The organism is Candidimonas sp. SYP-B2681, from assembly GCF_003971065.1.
Taxonomy (GTDB): domain Bacteria; phylum Pseudomonadota; class Gammaproteobacteria; order Burkholderiales; family Burkholderiaceae_B; genus Pollutimonas.
On the sequence record NZ_RYDV01000006.1, the window covers coordinates 162,920 to 183,850 of the forward strand.

Below are 20,931 nucleotides of genomic sequence, written 5' to 3' on the forward strand. Positions count from 1 at the left end.
GTTTTACCCATGAATGGTGCAGATAGTCTTTGCGACACGTTATTGGCGAACGATGTTGATGTATGTTTTGCGAATCCCGGTACATCGGAAATGCATTTTGTAGCGGCCCTGGACAAGAAACCCCAGATGCGCTGCATTCTGGGCCTATTCGAAGGGGTCGTCACCGGGGCCGCCGACGGTTATGCGCGCATGGCCGACAAACCCGCCGCAACGCTACTTCACCTTGGTCCCGGCCTGGCCAATGGCCTTGCCAACATTCATAATGCGCGTCGCGCCAACACCCCGATGATCAACATCGTTGGGGACCATGCGACCCATCATCTGCAATACGACGCCCCGCTGACCAGCGACATTGAAAGCCTGGCCCGGCCGATGTCCAACTGGGTACACCGCATACAGTCGTCCGACGACGTTTCCCCATCGGCTGCAGCGGCGGTTGAAGCCGCCCGCAGCGGCCCTGGTGGCATCGCAACACTGATACTGCCCGCCGATGCTGCCTGGGCGAACGCTCCGGCGGCCATACAGCGCGCTGCGGTTGCGGCACTGGCCCCAGTCGATTCAGACGCGTTGCAGGCGGCGGCCGCAGCCTTGCGCAACGGCCGCAAAACCGTCATTTTGCTATCAGGCAAAGCCTTGCGCGGCAAGGCGCTGGAAACCGCCAGCCGCATCGCTATTAAGACCGGCGCGCGCCTGATGGCTCAGCAATCCAACGCGCGAGTCGAACGCGGCGCCGGGCGTGTCATGATCGACCGCATACCTTTCAGCGTCGACCTTGCCCTTAAGGCGCTCGAAGGCACAGAGCAACTGATACTGATCGGCGCCAAGGTACCAGTGGCGTTTTTTGCCTATCCCGGCAAACCCGGTGTACTCGTGCCCGACAGTTGCCAAAACATCCCACTGACCCGCGCCGGCGACGATCTGGGCCAGGCACTGGAAGCGCTCGCCGACGCGGTAGGCGCCGACAGTACCATCGTTCCGTTCACGTCGGAGCGCACAGCAACGCAATTACCCACCGGAGCACTGAACGCCGCGGCCATTATTCAGACCATCGGCGTGCTAAGCCCTGAAAACGCCATTATTTGTGATGAATCGGTCAGTTCCGGACGTGATTCGTTCAAATCTACCTTTGGTGCAGCACCTCACGATTTTTTGCAGATTACCGGTGGTGCAATCGGTATTGGCATCCCCATGGCTACCGGCGCAGCCGTGGCCTGCCCCGACCGAAAAGTCATACTGATGCAGGCCGACGGCAGTGGCATGTATACCTTGCAAGGCCTATGGACCCAGGCCCGCGAGCAACTTGACGTCATCACCATCATTTTCGCGAACCGCAGTTATGCCATTCTGCACAACGAATTGAAAATGGTCGGCGCTGGCGAACCGGGGCGCAATGCTCGCCGGATGCTGGATCTGGATAACCCCACCTTCGATTGGGTACATATGGCCAAGGCCGCCGGCGTCGAGGCGGCCCGCGCCACCGATGCCACCGGCTTCGCCGACCTGTTGCGCTCGGCACTCGCGCGCAAGGGCCCGTTTCTGATCGAAGCGGTGATCTAGCGACCAGACCTGCAAAAAGAAAGCACGGCGGCATTTGCCGCCGTTTCAGACACTCTAGGCAGACGGAGCCACCGGCAAGGCACGCTTGTGCGCGGTATTCCGGTACGTTCGCAACACAACGTCGTACACCTTTTCCGCAACGTCTTTGCCCTCCAGGAAGTCGTCGATCTCGTCGTAGGTCATGCCGAAGGCATCTTCATCCGGCTTCAAAGGCGCCAAGGTTTCCAGATCGGCAGTCGGCACCTTGAAGACCAGTTTGTCCGGCGCCCCCATTGTTTGCGCCAGTGCCCGCACCCGGCGTTTCACCAGCCCAGCCAAAGGCGTGATGTCGGCGGCGCCGTCTCCGAATTTAGTGAAGAAGCCCATCAGGGCCTCGGCGGCGTGATCGGTACCCACCACCAATCCGCTGTGCGCGCCGGCCACGGCATACTGGGCGATCATGCGCTGTCGCGCTTTGATGTTGCCCAATAGAAAGTCCTGGTGGGCGACATCACGAAACTCCACCTCGCCTTCGAGCAGCTTCGCAAGCATGGCGTCGCTTGCCGGCTTGATGTTCACCTTAACGATCTCGTCAGGCTTAATGACATCGATACATGCCTGGGCGTCATGCTCGTCTCGCTGCTCGCCGTAAGGCAGGCGCATGGCAATAAATGTGGCCTTATGACCGCGTTGGCGTGCTGTTTGCACGGCGCGTTGCGACAGCAAGCCGCCGAGCAGGGAATCCACTCCGCCGCTGATGCCCAGAACAAGGGCATGATGCCCGGTCGATATGAGGTAATCGGCTAGAAAGTTTGTACGGCGCTCAATTTCCTGCTTGGCATCGAAAGCGCTGCTTACACGAAGTTCGGTAATGATGTCGCGCTGCGTGGCGCGTTGCTCGGGAGTTAACACGATATGTCCTTTCCGGTTGGTCTCAATACAAAAAAGAGTCGGGCGATCCGCCCTGCAGCAGAAGGTTATGATACGCGAAGTAAAGTCCGGCCACGGCATCATGACGGCATGATCCGCAACTCAATCCGAGACCTAAAACAGGATTTGCGTCATGAGCTCTACCCCCTCGGCATCCGTTGTATTGGCTGCCACCTTAACGGTCCAATCATTGGCCGCCATGGCCTTGCTGACCCTTCCCGTCGTGGCCCCCTCGGTCGCTGCGGCCCTGGGCATATCGCCCGCCTACGTCGGCTTGTACATTGCCTTGGCCTATGCAGGCGCAATGGCGGCCAGTTTGCTGGCCGGAGGAGCGGTCAGGCGGTTTGGCGCAATCCGCATGAGCCAGATTGGCCTCATGCTATGCGCCACAGGCGTCGCCATGAGCACGATTGAATCTGCGCTGGCGATGGCCATTGGGGCCGTCCTGGTCGGGCTGGGCTATGGCCCCATCACACCTTCCAGTTCCCATTTGCTGGTACGCAGCACTCCCGCACATCGCATGTCGCTCGTCTTTTCCATCAAGCAAACGGGCGTGCCGCTAGGCGGTGTGCTGGCCGGCGTAATCGTCCCCAGCTTGGCCGAACTGATTGGCTGGCAAGGCGCATTCCTGGCCGTAGCCGCTGCGACCATGCTTTGCGCTGCGCTTATCCAGCCGTTATGTGCCCCGCTCGACGCCGACAAAGACCGCAGCCAGCGATTATCTTTTGGCAACGGATTGACCGCGCCCCTGAAGCTGGTGTTCAGCCATCGTAGCCTGACCATCCTGGCAGCAGTCTCTTTCCTTTTTTCGATCACACAACTGTCCCTGACCACCTATCTGGTCACGTTTTTACACGAAGACCTGAGCATCGGGCTGATCGTGGCAGGCTTTACGTTAGCCATCGCGCAGGCGGCCGGCGTCGCGGGCCGGCTTCTGTGGGGCTATATGGCCGACCGATTTCTGGGTTCGGCGAATATGCTGGCCGTTCTTGCGGTTTTGATCGCGGTCTGCGCGGTTGCGACGGCCCTGCTGCAGTACACGGATTCGAAAGTCGTCATTATCGTAGTGCTGTCGCTGTTTGGCAGCAGTGCTGTAGGCTGGAATGGCGTGTACCTGGCTGAAGTCGCACGCCAGGCCCCCACGGGTCAGGCCAGCGTTGCCACCGGCGGTACGTTGTCCATGACCTTTCTCGGTGTCGTCGTGGGGCCGCCTCTGTTTGGGGTGATCGCCACGGTTTTCGGCAGCTACAGCTTGGCCTATGCGTCGCTGATCGTACCTGCGGGCCTGTGCCTGTGGCTACTATTACGCGACCGGGCGGCCTTCATCAAGTAGTCCGGTCGCTATGGCGAACGTGCAGTTTGTCGGCTTTGCTTGCCTTACGGCAGTAATGCCGCTGCTTCGACATGGCGTTCACGTTTGATTCCGGGACGGAAGGAATCAGTCGCCATCGCCCTGCACTGCCGTTTGAAGAATCTTGGCCAATTGCCGGGCAGCCGGGCCCATATTGGCTTCGTTTCCGAAGGTAAGGTATAGCGATACGCGTCGCAGTTGCCCTTCGTTCAAGGGTAGCGGCCATAAGCTGCCCTGTTCCAAATGCTTAGCGATCAAATGGCGCGGTAGCCACGCAAAACCCAGTCCGTCTGCAACCATGGCGGCGGAAGTTTCCATGCTGCTTACCGTCCAGCGCTGCGCCGATCCCAACCAGCCTTCGTCGCGCGGGCTAATGGTGCCCGAATCCCGCAAGACTATCTGCATTTCTCGCTTCAGGTCTTCAGAACTTAAGCTTCGCCCCAAGCGATGCAGAGCATGGTCGGGGTGCGCGACAGCAATAAAATCGACATTAAGCAGCAGATCGCCCAAGTATCCGGCGGGCACACGCGTACCGACCAGGATATCGGCGCGTTGTTCCAAAAGCGCCTCATCAGCCCCAGACAACACCACTTCGCTTAGTTGTACGCGGGTTTGCGGCGCCACCCGCGTGAACTGACTTAAGGCCTGCAATAGCACCGGAGTGGGAAACGCCACGTCGACGACTAGCCTTAGCTCGGCCTCCCAGCCTTGTTCGAGCCGTCTGGCCAGCTGCTCCAGTTGCTGCGCATCGGATAAGAGCTCGCGCGCAGCGGCGAGCAACGCTTTGCCGTTTTCAGTAAGCCGGGCTTTTCGGCCGTCGATGATCAAGAGCGATACACCCAACTGCTCCTGCAGCCGGGCTGCCGTATAGCTGATGGACGACTGGCTGCGATGCAGCGCTTCGGCCGCCTGCGCAAAGCCGCCGTACTGCACGATGGCCTGCAGTACACGCCACTGCTCCAGTGTGGTCTTCAGCCCTTGCATGGCACGTCCTTTTAGTAATTGAATGCCGTTCTGAGCCACTTAAACATCGAATTAATCGATATTTAACGCCAGTATTTTGCGCTATTTTATCAATTAAATAAATATTAAACTGGATTCATTGGAGCAGAACTTCTACAAAACTGGAGAAACTAATGATCGAAATCCGTAAAGCGGCTGACCGCGGCCATGCACGACACGGTTGGTTAAACAGCCACCACACATTTTCATTTGCCGAATACTACGACCAGCGCCATATGGGCTGGAGCAATTTGCGTGTGATCAATGACGACACCGTGCAGCCTGGCGAGGGTTTTGGCACCCATGCCCACCGCGACATGGAGATCATTTCTTATGTATTGGAAGGCGCCCTGGAACACAAAGACTCGATGGGGTCAGGTTCCGTTATCCGTCCAGGCGATGTCCAGGTCATGAGCGCGGGCACCGGTGTGCGTCATAGTGAATTCAACCACTCACACACCGAACCGGTCCACTTCCTGCAAATTTGGATCACGCCCAAATTTTCCGGCATTAAGCCGAATTATCAGGAAAAACGTTATTCACAGGAAGAAAAGCGCGGCACATTGCGCTTGGTCGCTTCGCCCGATGGCGGCGACGGATCATTGACCATCGCGCAGGATGCCAAGGTATATGCGGGCTTGCTGGATGGCGCCGAACGTATCGAACACGCCATCGCAGTCGGCCGCCACGCCTACCTGCATGTCGCCCGCGGCGAATTGACGCTTAACGGTCAAGCGCTCACCGCCGGCGATGGGGTGAAAATTTCCGACGAAACCATGCTTACGCTGTCCGACGGCAACAAGGCAGAAGTACTACTGTTCGACCTGGTTTAGAACCGGTCGAGTACCGCCCCCGTGCTCGCGGTGGACGCATTGAAGGCGAACTTCGCCTGAACGCCGCGAGTGTAACGAGGTGCCGGTGCCTTCCACTTGGCAAGGCGCGTTGCAATCTCTTCCGCTGGCACGTTAAGTTCCAGCAGTTGCTGATGCGCATCGATGGTGATTGAATCGCCCTCGTGCACAACGGCGATAACACCACCCGCAGCGGCCTCGGGGGCAACGTGGCCCACCACCATGCCCCAGGTTCCACCTGAAAAGCGGCCGTCGGTGATAAGACCAACGGAATCACCTAGACCGGCGCCGATCAGAGCCCCCGTTGGCGCCAGCATTTCGGGCATGCCGGGACCACCCTTGGGCCCGAGGTAGCGCAAGACCATGACGTCGCCGGCTTTGATCTTGCCGTCAAGAATGGCCTGCAAGGCGGACTGTTCGTCGTCGAACACCCGCGCCGGCCCTGTTATGACGGGATTCTTCAGGCCGGTGATTTTGGCGACAGCACCTTCGGGCGACAGGTTTCCTTTCAGGATGGCCAGATGGCCTTCTTTGTAAAGCGCCTTGTCGATCGGGAAAATAACATTTTGATCCGCACTCGGCGTGCTGGGAACGTCTTTCAAAAGTTCTGCGATCGTCTGTCCGGTAATGGTGATGCAATCCCCATTGATGAGGCCGGCATCCAGCAATATCTTCATGACTTGTGGAACACCGCCAGCCTTGTGGAAATCGACCGCCAGGAAATGGCCGCTAGGCTTCAAATCGCAAATAACCGGCACACGCCTGCGCACCCGTTCGAAGTCGTCGATGGTCCATTCCACCTCAGCGGCATGGGCAATGGCCAGAATATGCAGCACGGCATTGGTCGATCCACCCGTGGCCATGATCACGCTTACGGCGTTTTCAATTGATTCGCGCGTCACGATATCGCGCGGCTTCAGATCAAGCTCGATGGCTTTAAGCAGTACACGGGCCGATTCGGCGGCCGAAAGCGTTTTTTCGTCGTGCACGTTCGCCATGGTCGACGAATACGGCAGGCTCATGCCCAGCGCCTCGAACGAGGAGCTCATGGTGTTAGCGGTATACATGCCGCCACAGGAACCTGGTCCGGGAATGGCGTGCAGCTCGATTTGCTTGAGTTCTTCGTCGCTCATGCGACCCGCAGCGTTCTCGCCTACGGCTTCGAATACGCTGACAATGTTCAGGTCTTTATTGTTCAGACGGCCCGGAAGAATGGTGCCGCCATACACATAGATAGCCGGCACATTGGCGCGCAGCATTCCCATCATGCCGCCCGGCATATTCTTGTCGCAGCCACCAATTACGACGACGCCGTCCATCCATTGCCCCTGCACACAGGTTTCAACGCAGTCAGCGATAACTTCGCGAGACACCAGTGAATATTTCATCCCCTCGGTGCCCATGGCCATACCGTCAGAAATTGTGGGCGTACCGAACACTTGCGCGTTGCCACCCGACGATTCGATAGCTTCAATTGCCGCGTCGGCAAGCTTTTGCAAACCACTATTGCACGGAGTGATCGTGCTGTAGCCGTTGGCGATCCCTACCATTGGCTTCTGGAAATCTTCTTCTTTGTAGCCCAGAGCGTAGTACATGGAGCGGTTCGGTGCACGGGCGGCACCCTGAGTAATATTGGCAGACCGCAAGCGTTTAGATGTGCTCATTTCTTTCCTTTGCTGAATAAAGAACCATGCACAGCTAATGGCTAGTCATGGATCGAAAAAAGAGTTTACCCCCTGAAGTGGGCGCTCGTCGCCATCATGATAATGAACAAGCGGCATTGATGCCGAAACAGGCGCTATCCCGCATAATATGCCGGAACAAACCAAAAGAAGGGAGACGATATGCCGCCGCTTAATAATACCGTTTTGATCACCGGAGCCAGTCGCGGCATTGGTGCCGCAACCGCCATCGCCGCTGCGCGTAATGGCTTTGATGTTGCGGTTAACTATTTGAAGGACGAAGCGGCTGCACAAGCCGTCGTCGAGACCATATTGCAGCATGGCCGGAAAGCCATCGCCATACAAGGCGACGTGGGCAAGGCGGACGATATCCCTCGTATGTTCGAAATGACCGAAGAAAAACTGGGGCCCCTCAGCGCCTTGGTCAACAACACTGGCATCACTGGACCGATCGGGCCCTTTTCCAATACCACCGACGACACTATTGAACGCGTATTCCAAGTCAATGTATTCGGCACCATACAATGCTCGCGCGCCGCGCTGGCAAGCTTTGCAAGCAACGGTGCGGCCGGCGTCATCATCAACGTATCATCGGTTGCGGCGCGCACTGGCAGTCCTAATGAATACATCCATTACGCGGCCAGCAAAGCGGCCATAGATGCCTTCACCCTGGGTCTGGCCCGCGAAGTTGCTGCAGCGGGAATACGGGTTTGCGGCGTGGCGCCGGGATCGACACTGACCGAGATCCACGCCACGGCAGGCGAACCCAATCGTCCTGCGCGCGTCGCCCCCAAGATTCCCATGGGTCGCTTGGCAAGGCCGGAAGAGGTTGCCGAAACGATAGTGTGGCTATTGTCGCCAGCGGCGTCTTACATGACCGGTACCGTCGTGCAGTGTGCAGGTGGCTTGTAGACCGTGCTTCTGAATGGCGAGATTAAACGCTTACGCCAAAAAGCACCCCTACCCCGGCTGTCAACGCCATGGCCGAAGCCCCCCAGAACGTAACCCGCGCGGCCGCCCTTGTCAGGGATGCGCCGCCCGCCCATCCTGACAACGCGCCCAATGCCGCTAAAAACACCAAAGAAGCGCCAGAAACCGCCCATATCAAGTCAGAAGACGGAAACAACAGAACAATCAGTAATGGCAAAACTGCCCCAACGGAAAAGGTGGCGGCCGAGGCCAATGCCGCTTGCAGAGGTCGGGCCGCCAGGGCCGCCGATATGCCCAGTTCGTCACGTCCGTGCGCGCCCAACGCGTCGTGTTGCATCAATTGGGTCGCCACTTCTGCCGCGAGCCGGCGGTCTAATCCGCGCTGAACATAAATTTCTTTCAATTCGGCATGCTCATGCTCTGGATAGGCAGCCAGTTCTTGCCTTTCCCTATCCAAGTCGGAGCGCTCGGTATCGGCCTGCGAGCAAACCGAGACATACTCGCCGGCTGCCATTGACATCGCGCCGGCAACAAGCCCGGCGACACCGGCGACCAAAATAGTCTGGGAGCTTGTCCCGGCGGCAGCGACCCCCAGCACAAGGCTGGCCGTGGAGACAATACCGTCGTTCGCGCCGAGTACGGCGGCGCGCAGCCAGCCAACCCGTTGCGTCCTGTGTGCCTCGATATGTCTCATGATGTACGCTTTATGAGCGAGCCAGCGAGCCAGCGAGCCGGCGGCGTAGGCCGGGAATTGTTCAAGGGTGCAGTGCATTACACCAAACGGCCACCCTATTATTTCCCCCGTACCAGGTCGATTTGCCGCCGATCGCGCTTGGTTGGACGCCCCGCTGCAAAATCATGCGCCGGTTCGGGGGCAAGGCGCCTTATTTCGGCAGCGTGTTCACGTGCCGCAATACTTTCCGGCGTTTCTTCATACAAGGTGCGCGCCACGGGAGCCGGGCCACGTACGCTGCTTACCGCGACTACCCGCACATGAATCGCGGGGTCTTCCTTGCGAATACTGACGAGATCCCCCTGCGCAATCTCGCGCGCGGGCTTGATCTGCTGCCCGTTCACAGACACCCTGCCTTTGCCGATTTCAAGCGCAGCCAGGCTGCGTGTTTTGTAGAAACGCGCAGCCCAAAGCCATTTGTCGATCCGAATCTTGTCCATCACGTGGTCCTCTACGGATGCTGTCCTGAGGAGTACATGATAACTGTGGGAACGGCGCTTTCCTACTCGTCGGTAAAGATCTGCTGGGCCACATTGTCGACCACCACGGGACTTTCAAAGTAAGTGACCGTCGGGTCGGTGTCGTACTTGTCTCGGACGAACGAGCGCCAAGATTCTGTATACATCGCTTCGGCCTCTGATCGAGAGTTCCAAAGATAGACGCCACCTACCGTTCCCCCGTCTTCAGAGATAACGTAGTGCTTGCGCAATAAGCCTTTTACGCCCTGATACGTTGGCGCGGTGCTTAGAAAAATGCTGCGAGCTTGCTCACGTGTGATTGGCTTGGGCAGCGTGAAGGTAGTAAAGGCGATGATCATTTGCACCTCATGAATTGTACGAAAAGGGCTTACGGCGAAATCGCTCGCCTGTTCGTCATTAAACAGATTTGAACAAGTCAACTCAAGCGGTATTTATGCATGATTGACATTCATCCTATGAATGCGAACGGCCCAGGCCGATCCATAGGATAAAATTCATACATACCGCGCCCATTCGATGGCGGCATCCACGCCCATCCGATCTGATCACGCAGCCCCTTACATGAGAACCGCGCATGAGCAATCCCTTGTTGAAGCTTCCACCGCTGGACGCATTGCGCGGGTTTATCGCCGTTGCAAGGCGTATGAGCATTACGCAGGCGGCCAACGACCTTTGCCTGACCCAGTCGGCCGTTAGCCGACAAATATTGGCATTGGAAAAATACCTAGGGACGCCGGTTCTTGTCCGCAAGCACAGAGCAATTGCGTTGACCGAAGTGGGTGAACGCTTGATGGTACTTGCATCCCCATGGATGGACAGATTGTCCGAATTTACGGAATCTGTTCGAAACAATGGCCACGCCCGCCCCATTACCATTACGGCTTCATTTGGCGTCACGGCGTTGTGGCTGCTGCCCAAACTTGCGGCCTTTCAGGATGCCAATCCGAACATCGACGTCAGGGTCGCAGCCAATAACCGCATTTTTGACCTGAAACAAGAAGGCATCGACCTTGCGATCCGGTATGCGCGCGAAGCCGACGTTCCTTCAGGGGCGATCAAGCTATTCGGGGAACGAGTCGCTCCGATCGCAAGCAAAGCGGTCGCCGCACGGGCATTCAAGCACCCGGATGCTTTGTTGAAAGAAGTCTTGCTCGAATATGACGAGCCACATGCGCGCCCTTGGCTACGCTGGACCGAGTGGCTGGCCGCTTCCGGGATGGCCGATGCCAAGCCAAAAGCGTATCTGCACTGCAATCAATATAACCAGCTGGTTCAATTGGCGATAGATGGCCACGGCGTCGCCTTGGGACGTATTGCACTGGTCCTTCCCATGTTGGCCGATGGCCGATTAGTCGCCATGCCAATCGATAAAGCCGGCGAAAGTGACTACGCCTATTGGTTGATCGAGACCCAAGCCGACGCTCGTCCTGAAGTGGCGATATTCCGAAAATGGTTAATCTCAGAAGTTCGGCACACCATCAAGCAGATGGAAAGCGTGCAGCCCGCCAAATTAGGTGCCCGGTAACCAGAAGCCGACCCATGTCATCAAGCCCAACCGGTCGCTGTAATCGACGGCTACGACCGGAAACCGGCACACTTTTTTACTTCCAACATCCGGCTTCCGGTGCCAAACTATCTATCGGTCAACAACCAACGATGGACAACGAGTCGGTTCGGGCTTCGGCCCGATGCCCGCGGATTTTGCTCATATCAGGAGGTTTTCAACGCCATGACTACATCAGATGAAAATGGACTGAAAAACGGACAGCCGACCATGCATACACCACCTGTCGTGTCGGCACAGACGTGGGAGGAGGCGCGCCAGCAACTGCTCGTGAAGGAAAAAGCCCACACCCGGGCCCGCGACGCACTGGCCGCCGAGCGACGGCGAATGCCATGGATGGCCGTGGACGCGGCGTATGCATTCGATGGGCCTGTCGGCAAAGTCAGTTTGCTTGACCTTTTCGACGGTAGGCGTCAGCTGATCGTGTACCGCGCCTTCTTCGAACCGGGCGTGTTCGGCTGGCCTGACCACGCCTGCCGAGGCTGCTCCATGGTGGCCGACCAGGTCGCCCATGTCGCCCACCTTAACGCCCGTGACACCACCCTCGTCTTCGTCTCGCGTGCGCCCCAGGCGGACATCGCGCAGCTAAAGGCGCGGATGGGCTGGGAGATTCCCTGGTTCACGCTGACGGATACGTTCGACGCCGACTTCGGCGTAGATGAGTGGCACGGCACAAACGTGTTTTTCCGCGACAACGGCCGCGTGTTCCGCACCTACTTCCTTAACAACCGCGGCGACGAGCAGATGGGGAGCACGTGGAATTACCTGGACATCACGCCGCTGGGCCGTCAGGAGCTTTGGGAGGATTCACCAGATGGCTATCCTCAGACCCCGCCCTACAAGTGGTGGAACTGGCACGATAGCTACGTCGCAGGTGCGGCTCCCGACAAAAAATGGGTCGAAATATCGGATGCGGGAGAAGCAGCGTTCCGGAATCAACAGGCCAGCACAAAATCATGAGCCATGCCTTTGCAGGCGCGGTCACCCCAGGTTTTCCGCCTCTACCAGCTTGGCCAGCTGACTAAGCGACTCCTGCCAGCCCAGATAGCACATCTCCACAGGAAGGGCCTCGGGCAAGCCCTTCTGAACGACGGTAAGCTCGGCGCCACAAGAGACCGGCCGCAATGAAATGGTCGTGTCCATCTGACCGGGCAGATTTGGATCGTCGAACTGGTCCGAGTAGCGGATCTTCTCGGACGGCACCAGTTCAAGGTACTCACCGCCAAACGAGTGACTGTTGCCAGTGCTGAAGTTGCAAAACGACATCTTGTAAGAGCCACCGACTTGGGCGTCCATGTGGTGCACTTGGCAAGTGTATCCGTAAGGGGGAAGCCACTTTGCTATCGCATCGGGCTCCAGGAAAGCGCGATAGACAAGCTCGGGGCTTGCGCGCAAGACGCGATGAAAGTGAACCGTTCCAGTTGTCATGGTGTGTTAACCCTTCAGTTGAAAAGTTGAAATCAAGCAACGTCGTCGCTGTACGTTTCGCCAGTGAATTCGATTAGGCAAAAGCCATGACCGAAGGGGTCCGAGAAGCTTATGCATTTTGACCCTTTCCAATGAACGCATTCGCTTTCCCGCGACGCCCCGGCATCAATGGCGCGCTTCGCCGCTTGGTCTATATTGTCTACAACAAAATCAACGTGCACCGGTGTCCAGTGCCTACTGTATTGGCGCACATCGACGAGACCTTTCGCCGGACGTGAACCGGCTGACTGACGTAGAAGATAGACAACCGACGATGCACCGGTCAATTCTGCGACATCGTCATCGATAATGCGACTAAGTTTCAAGGATAAAGCGACGCTGTAAAACTCGATCGCGGGATCAAGCTCTGGAACGTCGATATTTATCAGTATCTGCATAGTGGCATCACCGCATTATGGTCGCCGCGACGCGCCTCGCGAGCCAGCAACAATACAAATGCCTTGCGCTAAACCGGCGAGCGACGTGCCGCGGTTCTTTTACGTGATGTGAATAATGACTGAGCCTTGGGATACTTGGGGCGCTGCCGCGCCCGTATTGGCGGCGTTATTCGCAATCCAGTCCCTCGCCTTTTGAACGCTTTCGTCTATGCCCGCCTTGTCCTGGCAAACCGTCACCGAAAACCCGCCTTCGGCGCTGCGTGCGAGGGTATAGCCAACAAAGCCTTGGACCGAACGCAGCAATTGTTCGACGTCAGTCTTTCGCTTCTCTAACAAATCAAACAACTCTTTTGCACCCTTTCCGGAGTATGTCCTGATAACAGTTTCCATGATTGAAGCTCCTGTCTGGTGGACCAACGAAACCAGTGGAAGCCGCACATAATATGTGCAGCCTTTCACTACTATTTCCGACAACGTTCAGTGCAACTAATAGAGAGGATCGCTTGATTGATACGAGCGTTGATACCCGCGACCCTTACCTAGTGTAGTAACAGTGTCGTCCTAAGTAAATCTGGGAAGTGATGCACAATCTTGCTAACCTCAGCCGACCGGGTTTCATTCAACCTTTGGGCCAGCAATTTGAAAAGGTAGCGATTACGATGCAAGAGAAAGGCCGCGCGCGGATGCCCGCCGATAGGCATTTTCGTCGGCCTCTTCTGTTAAATTCGCGGCTCTTAAATAAAGGATACTAATGAATCAATGGCTCATTCTTGGCGGCGCAATTGTCGCGGAAGTCATCGCAACATCCGCACTGAAGGCAAGCGAAGGCTTCTCGAAGCTCGCACCGTCCATCATCACAGCTGTCGGATACCTCATCGCCTTTTATTTATTGTCCCTCACGCTGCGGGTTATTCCAGTCGGCATCGCCTATGCAATATGGTCCGGTGTAGGCACGGTGTTGATCGCCCTAGCGGGGTGGGCGCTTTATGGGCAAAAGCTTGATATTGCCGCTGTCATCGGCATGGGATTGATCGTTTCGGGCGTGATCGTACTTAATGTTTTTTCTACGAGTTCGGCACATTGAACTGCGCCTCTCTTAAACGCCGGCACGGCGCAAATGCCAGTTGCCGGCGTTGATGAACTTCCGCTGATCAGACTTAGTCTTGACGGCTGGTCACTTCAAGCAGGTGGTAACCGAATTGCGTTTTCACCGGGCCTTGCACGACATTAATTGGCGCGCTGAATACGACGGTGTCGAATTCTTTGACCATCTGGCCAGGACCGAATGAACCCAAATTGCCGCCATCGCGGCTGGATGGGCAGCTGGAATTGTCTTTCGCAACTTGCGCGAAGTCAGCGCCTTCTTCGATAGCAGTCTTAAGTTCGTTGCACTTTTCTTCAGTGGAAACGAGGATGTGGCGGGCGGTGGCTTGGGCCATGAGTATTACTCCTTCTAAATGATAGAACAGAATAACTCAATCGACGCCATTCGTCTTTCCCGACTATTCCCCGGCTAACCCAGCTTGCTGTCGGCGATGTGATAGTGCGGATCCGCATAGACGTCGATTTCCACCATGTCTTTGGCTTTGCTAAGAAGCTCCAGACAGTCGGCGCTTAGGTGCCGCAGATGCAAGGTCTTACCTGCCTGTTGATAGCGGTTCGCCAGCGAATCAATGGCCTCGACGGCTGAATGGTCGACCACACGGGCCTCGGCAAATTCCAGTACAACGTGCGACGGGTCTTCGTTCGGCGTGAACAGGCGGGAAAAATTGGCAGCGGAGGCAAAGAACAGCACGCCACGCAGCTGGTATACCTTCATCCCGTTGTTATCGATGAACGTGTTGGCCTGAATTTGCTTGGCCTGCTGCCACGCGAATACCAGTGCCGCAAAAACAATACCTGCCAGCACGGCGACGGCTAAATCAGTAAGAACCGTAATCACGGTCACACCGATAACGATAATGGCATCCTGGCGTGGAATCTTCCGCAGGGCGCGCAAACTTCCCCATGCAAAGGTCTTCTGGGCCACGACGAACATAAGCCCGATGAGTGCAGCCAAAGGAATCAGTTCGATCCAGCTCGACAGAAACAGAATGAAGCCCAGCAGGAAAACTGCGGCCGCGATTCCTGAAATCCGGTGCCGGGCGCCGTTATTGATGTTGATCATGCTTTGACCAATCATGGCGCAGCCACCCATCGTGGCAAAGAACCCACCCACGACATTGGCCAGTCCCTGTGCCATCGACTCGCGGTTTGGCTTGCCGCGCGTATCCGTCATTTCATCGATCAGGTTCAAAGTCAGCAGCGTTTCTATCAAGCCGATCGCAGCCAGAATCAAGGCGTACGGGAAAATGATATATAGCGTTTCGAGGTTCAGTGGAACGTTGGGCACATGAAACTGAGGCAAGCCGCCAGCGATGGAACCCATGTCGCCCACCGTCTTGGTATCTATTCCGAAAGCGGCAACTAACCCGGCCACCACCAGAATTGCGGCGAGCGCAGACGGAATGGCGGTTGTCAGCTTAGGCAGCAGGTAGATGATCGCCATTGTCACCGCAATCAGCCCCAGCATAATTGCCAGGGATTCGCTTCCCACCCAGTGCATATCGCCATCTGCACCGAGGCTTTTGAAATGCCCGAACTGTGCCATGAAAATGACGATGGCCAAGCCGTTCACAAAGCCCAGCATGACTGAGTGAGGCACCATGCGTATCAGCTTGCCTAATTTACAGGCTGCGAAAAACAGTTGCAGCAAACCCATCAAGACAACGGCCGCAAAGAGGTATTCCGCACCGTGTTGTGTAACCAATGCGACCATGACGACGGCCAAAGCGCCTGCTGCGCCGGAAATCATGCCCGGCCGACCGCCGAGCGCTGCGGTGATCAGGCAGACGATAAAGGCGGCGTATAGCCCGGTCAGGGGACTGACATGGGCGACTAGCGCGAAGGCGATTGCCTCCGGAACCAGTGCAAGGGAAACGGTAAGGCCGCTCAAGACGTTAGTCTTCAGCGACGATGTATTAAAGTCGGACATACAAAACCTATCTAATAATGTGCGGCTTGCGCTGCAGCGGGTACGAGCGCTGGGGCAACGGCAATTGTGAATGAGCTGCAAAACGTAAGGCAGCAAAAGGCTTTTTTTTAATTAGATAGGCTTACATCGGTGGACCGGTTCTGCATAATTGCGGCGCGGCAATTGTCGCATACTGATCAACGAAAGGTGGCAGGCCGTTGCGGCGACATGATGGCATGCCAACATCGCCAATCAGAATTACACTACTTGATTGAATCGATAACGGCTTCGCCTCAGCAATGAACATCCCTACTACTGCCACGCTTCCTATCGTGGTTTGCCCTTCGACCGATTTGGTCGAGGGGGGCCTGGCCCACAAACTGGCGGTTACTCACGCGAATGAGCCGGCTACAGCGTTCTTCGTCCGGTATAAAGGCGAGGTGCACGGCTACCTGAACCGTTGCCCGCACATGGGTTCAGAGCTGGACTGGAATAACCGGGTCTTTACGCGGGACGGCGAGTTTTTGATGTGCGCCCGCCACGGCGCGAGCTTCAAACCCGACACCGGGGAGTGCACGGGAGGCCCCGGCCGGCCAAGCAAGCTCCTGGCGCTGGAGGTATCCGAAGAGCAGCACGGAGACCATCAAGTTGTCTTGTGGTGGCCCAAGGGGAAGACGGCGCCGCTGGAGTAGAGACAGCGTTCTCGAGGCCGCGGCTGCGGAATTCCCTCTAGTTTCTTGAGTAGGCGCTACCTGGTTTTCTCTAGTGTTTTCAAGTAGGGGCTATGGAATTTCTCCAGTGTTCTTAAGGAGGCGCAGGGGGCCAGGGCGGGGCTGGCTCAAGATCGCTGCGGTTCCGGCAGGATGCCGGAACTGTCTGTGCCGTACAACGCAATCGGGGCGGGCGTGAACTCGCCAACGCCAGTCCTGCGGCCTGTGCTTTTGTTGGCTCAGGCATGCACGCCCTTTTTCCCCCGATTGCGCTGTACAGCCCAGCGCGCTCAACCTTTCGCCAGCCCCGCCCCGGCCCCCTGTGCCTCATAAGTCAGTGTGTTGCCACGAGTTCCAACGCTTGGAAGTGATGGGTATCGTTGCTACGTACGAGCGTGACTGCCATGGCGATTTTTCGCCCGCCGTTTGGGCCACGGTGGCAGTGTCGACGTCAGTCTTTATCTCGACCCTACGCATGGATCTTGGCCACACCGATGCGACGTCCGACTTTCCAGCGCAGTCGTTCACACCCGTCACCATGACAGTAATGCCAGGCGCCTGGGGGTGGGGCTGGTCGGGCGAAGTATGCGTGCGCCGGGCGCAGGTTCCAGACCGGGGTACAAGACCGCGCTGTTTGAGCGAGACGCTTACGGGCAGCCAGTGGCTGCCCGTTTCGCGAGTTCGCGGGCGCCCGGACTGGGGCCTGTGCCCGGGGAGTCCCGGCCACGGGACCGCGAAGCATTGAGCACGGCCGGCTCCACCCCCAGGCGCCGGGTTAATAAGTGTGCGACTGGCCTAAGTGTGCAACCGGCTACAAAAACGCTAATGATAATTTTCCCGCCGCCTTTTTCCCGAATCCCCATGCTCGCGACGCGCCATTACGCCGCTCCCCGACTCAATATTCCGCTTAGAGCATCAGCCAAAAATCCAGTAAGCTGTAGCGAAGATGCTAACGGCCGCGATCAGGCGACCCATCCACAATAATGCCCATCATGGAGACAAAGTGAATCAGCCAGCAACATCCAGCTTCGAGCCATCCTCTTTACGCAGCGACATACGCCTGCTGGGAAAAACCTTGGGCGACGTCGTTAAAGAATGCGAAGGTAAGGCGATTTACGATGTGATCGAAAAGTTGAGACGTGCCGCAGTGAAGTTTCGGCGCGAAGGCAATATCGCCGACAGCAAGATTCTCGAGCAACAAATCAGCCGTCTGGGCGATGAAGAAGCGAATTCGGTTGCCAGGGCCTTCAGTTACTTCCTGCACTTATCCAACATTGCTGAAGACCGCGACCAAAATCGCCGCCAACGGCAACACGAATTGCAGTCCGGCGCCCCCGTCCGCGGTAGTCTGCAACATGCCCTTGATCTACTGAAAGAAAAAGGGGTGGGTAACCGCAAGATACTTCGTTATTTGGAAGATGCTCGAATCGTACCGGTGCTAACTGCACACCCCACCGAAGTCCAGCGCAAAAGCACGCTGGATTTGCACAGTGAAATTGCCCTCCAACTTGCCCATACCGACGCCACGCTCACGCCGTCCGAAGAGCTGTTCACCCAGCAACGTCTGGCGGGCTTGATCGCCGCGTTGTGGCAGACGCGCATGTTGCGTCAGGAAAAGCTGACTGTCCTGGATGAGATCGATAATGCCCTGAGCTACTACACCAGCACTTTTCTAACCGTTATCCCGCGGCTATACCAGGATTTGTCAACGCGGCTGCAGCGGCCAGGGCGCACGGCGTTCGACGTAAAGGCCAATACCCTTCCGCCGTTCCTTCAAATGGGCAGCTGGATAGGCGGCGATCGCGACGGCAATCCCAATGTTGATGCCTCGACGCTCGAACAAGCCCTGCTAAGGCAGTCGACGCGCGCCCTGCAACACTATCTGCAGGAAATCAAAGACCTGGGTACCGAAATTTCAATATCGCAGTCGCTTGGCAAGGTCAGCCCGGAACTGATGGCGCTTTCGCGAGCAAGTCAAGACGCTTCGCCCCACCGGCGTGATGAACCTTATCGACGCGTGTTCATTCACTTGTATGCGCGCATGGCCGCCACCTCGGTCGCGCTCACCGGCCGACAATTGGCGTTGCGACCCACTTACGACGCGCCGCCTTATGCCAGTCCTGAAGAATTCCTGCATGATTTGCAAATCGTCAGCGATTCGTTGACCAAGCACCATGGCTCGCTTATCGCCCAATTACGCTTGTCGGGTCTGCTCCAGGCTGTCAGCATCTTCGGCTTCCATCTGGCCACCGTCGATCTGCGACAAAGTTCAGATGTGCACGAACGCGTACTGAACGAACTATTCCGGTCTGCCCAGGTGCGATTCAATGACAAGCCCGTTGACTACAGCGCCTTGTCTGAAGAAGACCGCATCAGCCTTTTGCGCCAGGAGTTTACGGAAGTGCGCCCGTTGGTCTCGCCCTGGATCGCCTATTCGGCCGAAACCGAAAAAGAGCTGTCAATTTTCCGCAGCGCCGCCGCCTGCCGTCGCAGGTACGGTGAGAAAGCCATTATGCAGGTCGTGGTATCGCATACCGAAACGCTTAGCGACCTGCTTGAAGTGCTGGTGCTGCAGCAGGAAACCGGACTGATCTCACCTACGCCGCAAAATGCGTTCAACAAGCTGCATGCCGGGCTGATGGTGGTGCCACTATTTGAGACCATACCCGACCTGATGCGCGGTCCGGAAATCATGGGCAGGTGGCTAGACCTGCCTGAAGTTGCGGCCAGAGTGCGCCACGCCCAAGACGGCATCCAAGAAGTCATGCTGGGCTATTCAGACAGCAATAAAGACGGTGGTTACCTTACGTCGAACTGGGCCCTATATCGAGCTGAACGCCAGATGGTAGAGGTGTTCAAGAAGCGCAAGACGCGCCTGCGCCTGTTTCACGGACGCGGTGGTTCGGTGGGACGCGGCGGTGGTTCCAGCTTTGACGCGATCCTGGCCCAGCCCCCCGGCACCGTTAATGGGCAAATACGCTTGACCGAGCAAGGCGAGGTCATACAAGGCAAGTACAAAGACGCCGAGGTGGGGCGCTGGCACCTGGAGACCTTTGTCGCTGCCACGCTGGAAGCCAGTCTCACGCCCAACCCGTCAGCGTCACGAACCGAAGACGACAACATGGCACTTTTCGGCAATGCCCTGGACTTCATGGCCGGCGTGGCGCAACAAAGTTACCGTACCCTGGTTTACGAAACGCCAGGCTTTAATGACTACTTTTTTGCTTCGACACCCATACTCGAGATCGCAGGCCTGAACATCGGATCGCGCCCGGCAGCGCGCAAGGCGAGCCAGAAAATCGAAGATCTGCGGGCCATTCCCTGGGGGTTTTCGTGGGCCCAATGCCGGGTAATGCTGCCAGGTTGGTATGGTGTGGGCACAGCCATGCGGACGTATGTCGACGAAGGGTGTCCGGACAGTCCCGCCACCCCGGGCGAACGCATGGCTCAACTTCAGAAAATGGCTGAAATCTGGCCTTTTTTCCGCACCCTGTTATCCAACCTGGAACAGGTCCTGGCCAAAACCGATCTGGAAATTGCACGCCGCTACGCCAGCCTCGTTCCCGATCGAAAGCTGCGCGACGCCGTCTTTTCCCGTATCGAACAAGAATTCGCTTTAACGCTGAACATGTTCAAAGACGTCGCGCAGCACGACCTGCTGGCTGAAGACGAATTCCTGAAAGCGGCCCTGGGCGAGCGCTTTGCGTATATCGACCCACTGAACCACCTGCAGGTAGAGCTGCTGCGCCGACACCGTGCTGAACGCCGCAAGGCAAGTCGCAGCGACGACGGCGAAAGCCGCACTCAACGTGCCATCCACATGACGATCAACGGGGTTGCCGCCGGACTTAGAAACTCAGGGTAAAAAAACCCGCGAACGTTATCGCGGGCTTTCTGGTTAAAGCGTTGCCTAAATCATGCTGTCGCCATCTCTACGGGCGGCACGCATGTCGTTGACCAAGGCGACAATCAGTACCACAAGGACGGCGGTCGAGATGACGGGCCATACAAGGATATAGCTCGATAGTAATAGCTCTTTCATTATTTACTCCTTAAGCGTGGGCAGGAATCGAATCGCCTGCCGGACGATTGGCTGCCTTGACCGGAACGGCAGCCTCGACATGAAACGACGTAACGCGCTCGGCCAGCAGATCAAAGTCGAAACGCTCTTTGCTGCGCCAGCTCATGGCGACACATATTGCGGCGCTTACGCCATAGGCGGTCAGCGAACTTAGAAGAACCAGATAGTCGCGTAACACCCCGAACGTCACCGGGATCAGCACCA

23 protein-coding genes are annotated in these 20,931 nt (G+C 57.1%); 10 read left to right on the forward strand and 13 right to left on the reverse strand.

Features of this window, described 5'->3' with window-relative positions; all coding sequences use genetic code 11:
• Positions 1–9: 9 nt before the first annotated feature.
• A complete protein-coding gene (locus EKL30_RS13670; RefSeq protein WP_126707788.1) occupies positions 10–1,557 on the forward strand; it encodes an acetolactate synthase large subunit in 1,548 nt (515 codons plus the stop codon).
• Positions 1,558–1,611: 54 nt separating this feature from the next.
• On the opposite strand, the gene nadE is transcribed toward EKL30_RS13670, so the two are convergent.
• Positions 1,612–2,448, reverse strand: coding sequence for an ammonia-dependent NAD(+) synthetase (nadE, locus tag EKL30_RS13675; RefSeq protein WP_233583120.1), 837 nt, complete (start codon positions 2,446–2,448; stop codon positions 1,612–1,614).
• 151 nt (positions 2,449–2,599) lie between these two features.
• On the opposite strand from nadE, the gene EKL30_RS13680 reads away from it, so the two are divergent.
• Positions 2,600–3,799 (forward strand): MFS transporter, encoded by a 1,200-nt coding sequence (locus EKL30_RS13680; RefSeq protein ID WP_126707789.1) that lies wholly within the window; start codon positions 2,600–2,602, stop codon positions 3,797–3,799.
• Positions 3,800–3,904: 105 nt separating this feature from the next.
• Here the strand turns inward: EKL30_RS13680 and EKL30_RS13685 are convergent, their stop codons facing one another.
• Entirely contained in the window at positions 3,905–4,801 is an 897-nt protein-coding gene (locus tag EKL30_RS13685) for a LysR family transcriptional regulator (protein WP_126707790.1), read from the reverse strand.
• A gap of 152 nt (positions 4,802–4,953) precedes the next feature.
• Here EKL30_RS13685 and EKL30_RS13690 point away from each other — a divergent pair, with 152 nt between their 5' ends.
• Complete coding sequence (locus tag EKL30_RS13690) at positions 4,954–5,652, forward strand: pirin family protein (RefSeq protein WP_126707791.1); 699 nt, start codon at positions 4,954–4,956, stop codon at positions 5,650–5,652.
• Here the strand turns inward: EKL30_RS13690 and ilvD are convergent.
• The gene (gene ilvD / locus EKL30_RS13695; protein WP_126707792.1) at positions 5,649–7,334 is read right to left on the reverse strand and encodes a dihydroxy-acid dehydratase; all 1,686 of its coding nucleotides are present in this window, start codon (positions 7,332–7,334) and stop codon (positions 5,649–5,651) included. The genes EKL30_RS13690 and ilvD overlap by 4 nt on opposite strands.
• A 180-nt stretch (positions 7,335–7,514) precedes the next feature.
• On the opposite strand from ilvD, the gene EKL30_RS13700 reads away from it, so the two are divergent.
• A complete protein-coding gene (locus EKL30_RS13700; protein WP_126707793.1) occupies positions 7,515–8,264 on the forward strand; it encodes an SDR family oxidoreductase in 750 nt (249 codons plus the stop codon).
• A gap of 22 nt (positions 8,265–8,286) precedes the next feature.
• On the opposite strand, the gene EKL30_RS13705 is transcribed toward EKL30_RS13700, so the two are convergent.
• The 3 genes from EKL30_RS13705 to EKL30_RS19235 all read right to left on the reverse strand — a co-directional run bounded on the left by EKL30_RS13705 (position 8,287) and on the right by EKL30_RS19235 (position 9,832).
• On the reverse strand, positions 8,287–8,976 hold the full coding sequence (locus EKL30_RS13705; RefSeq protein WP_126707955.1) for a VIT family protein: 690 nt from the start codon (positions 8,974–8,976) through the stop codon (positions 8,287–8,289).
• Positions 8,977–9,074: 98 nt separating this feature from the next.
• On the reverse strand, positions 9,075–9,455 hold the full coding sequence (locus EKL30_RS13710) for an RNA-binding S4 domain-containing protein (RefSeq protein ID WP_126707794.1): 381 nt from the start codon (positions 9,453–9,455) through the stop codon (positions 9,075–9,077).
• Positions 9,456–9,517: 62 nt separating this feature from the next.
• Entirely contained in the window at positions 9,518–9,832 is a 315-nt protein-coding gene (locus tag EKL30_RS19235) for a monooxygenase (protein ID WP_126707795.1), read from the reverse strand.
• Between the two features lie 236 nt (positions 9,833–10,068).
• Between EKL30_RS19235 and EKL30_RS13720 the strand changes: the two genes are divergently transcribed.
• Positions 10,069–11,019: a LysR substrate-binding domain-containing protein gene (locus EKL30_RS13720; RefSeq protein WP_126707796.1), complete on the forward strand. Its 951-nt coding sequence runs from the start codon at positions 10,069–10,071 to the stop codon at positions 11,017–11,019.
• A gap of 204 nt (positions 11,020–11,223) precedes the next feature.
• The gene (locus EKL30_RS13725; RefSeq protein WP_199748574.1) at positions 11,224–12,018 is read left to right on the forward strand and encodes a DUF899 domain-containing protein; all 795 of its coding nucleotides are present in this window, start codon (positions 11,224–11,226) and stop codon (positions 12,016–12,018) included.
• Between the two features lie 21 nt (positions 12,019–12,039).
• On the opposite strand, the gene EKL30_RS13730 is transcribed toward EKL30_RS13725, so the two are convergent.
• The 3 genes from EKL30_RS13730 to EKL30_RS13740 all read right to left on the reverse strand — a co-directional run bounded on the left by EKL30_RS13730 (position 12,040) and on the right by EKL30_RS13740 (position 13,313).
• Entirely contained in the window at positions 12,040–12,486 is a 447-nt protein-coding gene (locus EKL30_RS13730; RefSeq protein ID WP_126707797.1) for an SRPBCC family protein, read from the reverse strand.
• Positions 12,487–12,518: 32 nt separating this feature from the next.
• Entirely contained in the window at positions 12,519–12,923 is a 405-nt protein-coding gene (locus tag EKL30_RS13735) for a VOC family protein (RefSeq protein WP_126707798.1), read from the reverse strand.
• A 99-nt stretch (positions 12,924–13,022) separates the two neighbouring features.
• Entirely contained in the window at positions 13,023–13,313 is a 291-nt protein-coding gene (locus EKL30_RS13740; RefSeq protein WP_126707799.1) for a hypothetical protein, read from the reverse strand.
• 361 nt (positions 13,314–13,674) lie between these two features.
• Between EKL30_RS13740 and EKL30_RS13745 the strand changes: the two genes are divergently transcribed.
• Complete coding sequence (locus EKL30_RS13745; RefSeq protein ID WP_126707800.1) at positions 13,675–14,007, forward strand: SMR family transporter; 333 nt, start codon at positions 13,675–13,677, stop codon at positions 14,005–14,007.
• A gap of 73 nt (positions 14,008–14,080) precedes the next feature.
• On the opposite strand, the gene EKL30_RS13750 is transcribed toward EKL30_RS13745, so the two are convergent.
• Both EKL30_RS13750 and EKL30_RS13755 read right to left on the reverse strand, forming a co-directional pair.
• On the reverse strand, positions 14,081–14,362 hold the full coding sequence (locus EKL30_RS13750; RefSeq protein WP_126707801.1) for a peptidylprolyl isomerase: 282 nt from the start codon (positions 14,360–14,362) through the stop codon (positions 14,081–14,083).
• A gap of 74 nt (positions 14,363–14,436) precedes the next feature.
• On the reverse strand, positions 14,437–15,957 hold the full coding sequence (locus EKL30_RS13755) for a SulP family inorganic anion transporter (protein WP_126707802.1): 1,521 nt from the start codon (positions 15,955–15,957) through the stop codon (positions 14,437–14,439).
• A 278-nt stretch (positions 15,958–16,235) separates the two neighbouring features.
• On the opposite strand from EKL30_RS13755, the gene EKL30_RS13760 reads away from it, so the two are divergent.
• From EKL30_RS13760 to ppc, 3 genes are all read left to right on the forward strand, one after another.
• On the forward strand, positions 16,236–16,628 hold the full coding sequence (locus EKL30_RS13760; RefSeq protein ID WP_126707803.1) for a Rieske 2Fe-2S domain-containing protein: 393 nt from the start codon (positions 16,236–16,238) through the stop codon (positions 16,626–16,628).
• A gap of 340 nt (positions 16,629–16,968) precedes the next feature.
• Entirely contained in the window at positions 16,969–17,391 is a 423-nt protein-coding gene (locus EKL30_RS13765; protein ID WP_126707804.1) for a hypothetical protein, read from the forward strand.
• Positions 17,392–17,649: 258 nt separating this feature from the next.
• Positions 17,650–20,511: a phosphoenolpyruvate carboxylase gene (gene ppc, locus EKL30_RS13770; protein WP_370246268.1), complete on the forward strand. Its 2,862-nt coding sequence runs from the start codon at positions 17,650–17,652 to the stop codon at positions 20,509–20,511.
• Between the two features lie 45 nt (positions 20,512–20,556).
• Here ppc and EKL30_RS19240 read toward each other — a convergent pair whose 3' ends face one another.
• Positions 20,557–20,688 carry a putative transporter small subunit gene (locus EKL30_RS19240; RefSeq protein ID WP_233583122.1) on the reverse strand — a complete coding sequence of 44 codons (132 nt, stop codon included), beginning with the start codon at positions 20,686–20,688 and terminating at the stop codon, positions 20,557–20,559.
• A gap of 10 nt (positions 20,689–20,698) precedes the next feature.
• Positions 20,699–20,905, reverse strand: coding sequence for a hypothetical protein (locus EKL30_RS13775; RefSeq protein ID WP_199748582.1), 207 nt, complete (start codon positions 20,903–20,905; stop codon positions 20,699–20,701).
• Positions 20,906–20,931 lie beyond the last annotated feature (26 nt).

Coding starts and splice junctions, on each gene's coding strand:
- EKL30_RS13670 (WP_126707788.1), top strand. CDS start 10: ATGAATGGTGCAGATAGTCTTTGCGACACGTTATTGGCGAACGATGTT.
- EKL30_RS13680 (WP_126707789.1), top strand. CDS start 2,600: ATGAGCTCTACCCCCTCGGCATCCGTTGTATTGGCTGCCACCTTAACG.
- EKL30_RS13685 (WP_126707790.1), bottom strand. CDS start 4,801: ATGCAAGGGCTGAAGACCACACTGGAGCAGTGGCGTGTACTGCAGGCC.
- EKL30_RS13690 (WP_126707791.1), top strand. CDS start 4,954: ATGATCGAAATCCGTAAAGCGGCTGACCGCGGCCATGCACGACACGGT.
- ilvD (WP_126707792.1), bottom strand. CDS start 7,334: ATGAGCACATCTAAACGCTTGCGGTCTGCCAATATTACTCAGGGTGCC.
- EKL30_RS13700 (WP_126707793.1), top strand. CDS start 7,515: ATGCCGCCGCTTAATAATACCGTTTTGATCACCGGAGCCAGTCGCGGC.
- EKL30_RS13705 (WP_126707955.1), bottom strand. CDS start 8,976: ATGAGACATATCGAGGCACACAGGACGCAACGGGTTGGCTGGCTGCGC.
- EKL30_RS13710 (WP_126707794.1), bottom strand. CDS start 9,455: ATGGACAAGATTCGGATCGACAAATGGCTTTGGGCTGCGCGTTTCTAC.
- EKL30_RS19235 (WP_126707795.1), bottom strand. CDS start 9,832: ATGATCATCGCCTTTACTACCTTCACGCTGCCCAAGCCAATCACACGT.
- EKL30_RS13720 (WP_126707796.1), top strand. CDS start 10,069: ATGAGCAATCCCTTGTTGAAGCTTCCACCGCTGGACGCATTGCGCGGG.
- EKL30_RS13725 (WP_199748574.1), top strand. CDS start 11,224: ATGACTACATCAGATGAAAATGGACTGAAAAACGGACAGCCGACCATG.
- EKL30_RS13730 (WP_126707797.1), bottom strand. CDS start 12,486: ATGACAACTGGAACGGTTCACTTTCATCGCGTCTTGCGCGCAAGCCCC.
- EKL30_RS13735 (WP_126707798.1), bottom strand. CDS start 12,923: ATGCAGATACTGATAAATATCGACGTTCCAGAGCTTGATCCCGCGATC.
- EKL30_RS13740 (WP_126707799.1), bottom strand. CDS start 13,313: ATGGAAACTGTTATCAGGACATACTCCGGAAAGGGTGCAAAAGAGTTG.
- EKL30_RS13745 (WP_126707800.1), top strand. CDS start 13,675: ATGAATCAATGGCTCATTCTTGGCGGCGCAATTGTCGCGGAAGTCATC.
- EKL30_RS13750 (WP_126707801.1), bottom strand. CDS start 14,362: ATGGCCCAAGCCACCGCCCGCCACATCCTCGTTTCCACTGAAGAAAAG.
- EKL30_RS13755 (WP_126707802.1), bottom strand. CDS start 15,957: ATGTCCGACTTTAATACATCGTCGCTGAAGACTAACGTCTTGAGCGGC.
- EKL30_RS13760 (WP_126707803.1), top strand. CDS start 16,236: ATGAACATCCCTACTACTGCCACGCTTCCTATCGTGGTTTGCCCTTCG.
- EKL30_RS19240 (WP_233583122.1), bottom strand. CDS start 20,688: ATGAAAGAGCTATTACTATCGAGCTATATCCTTGTATGGCCCGTCATC.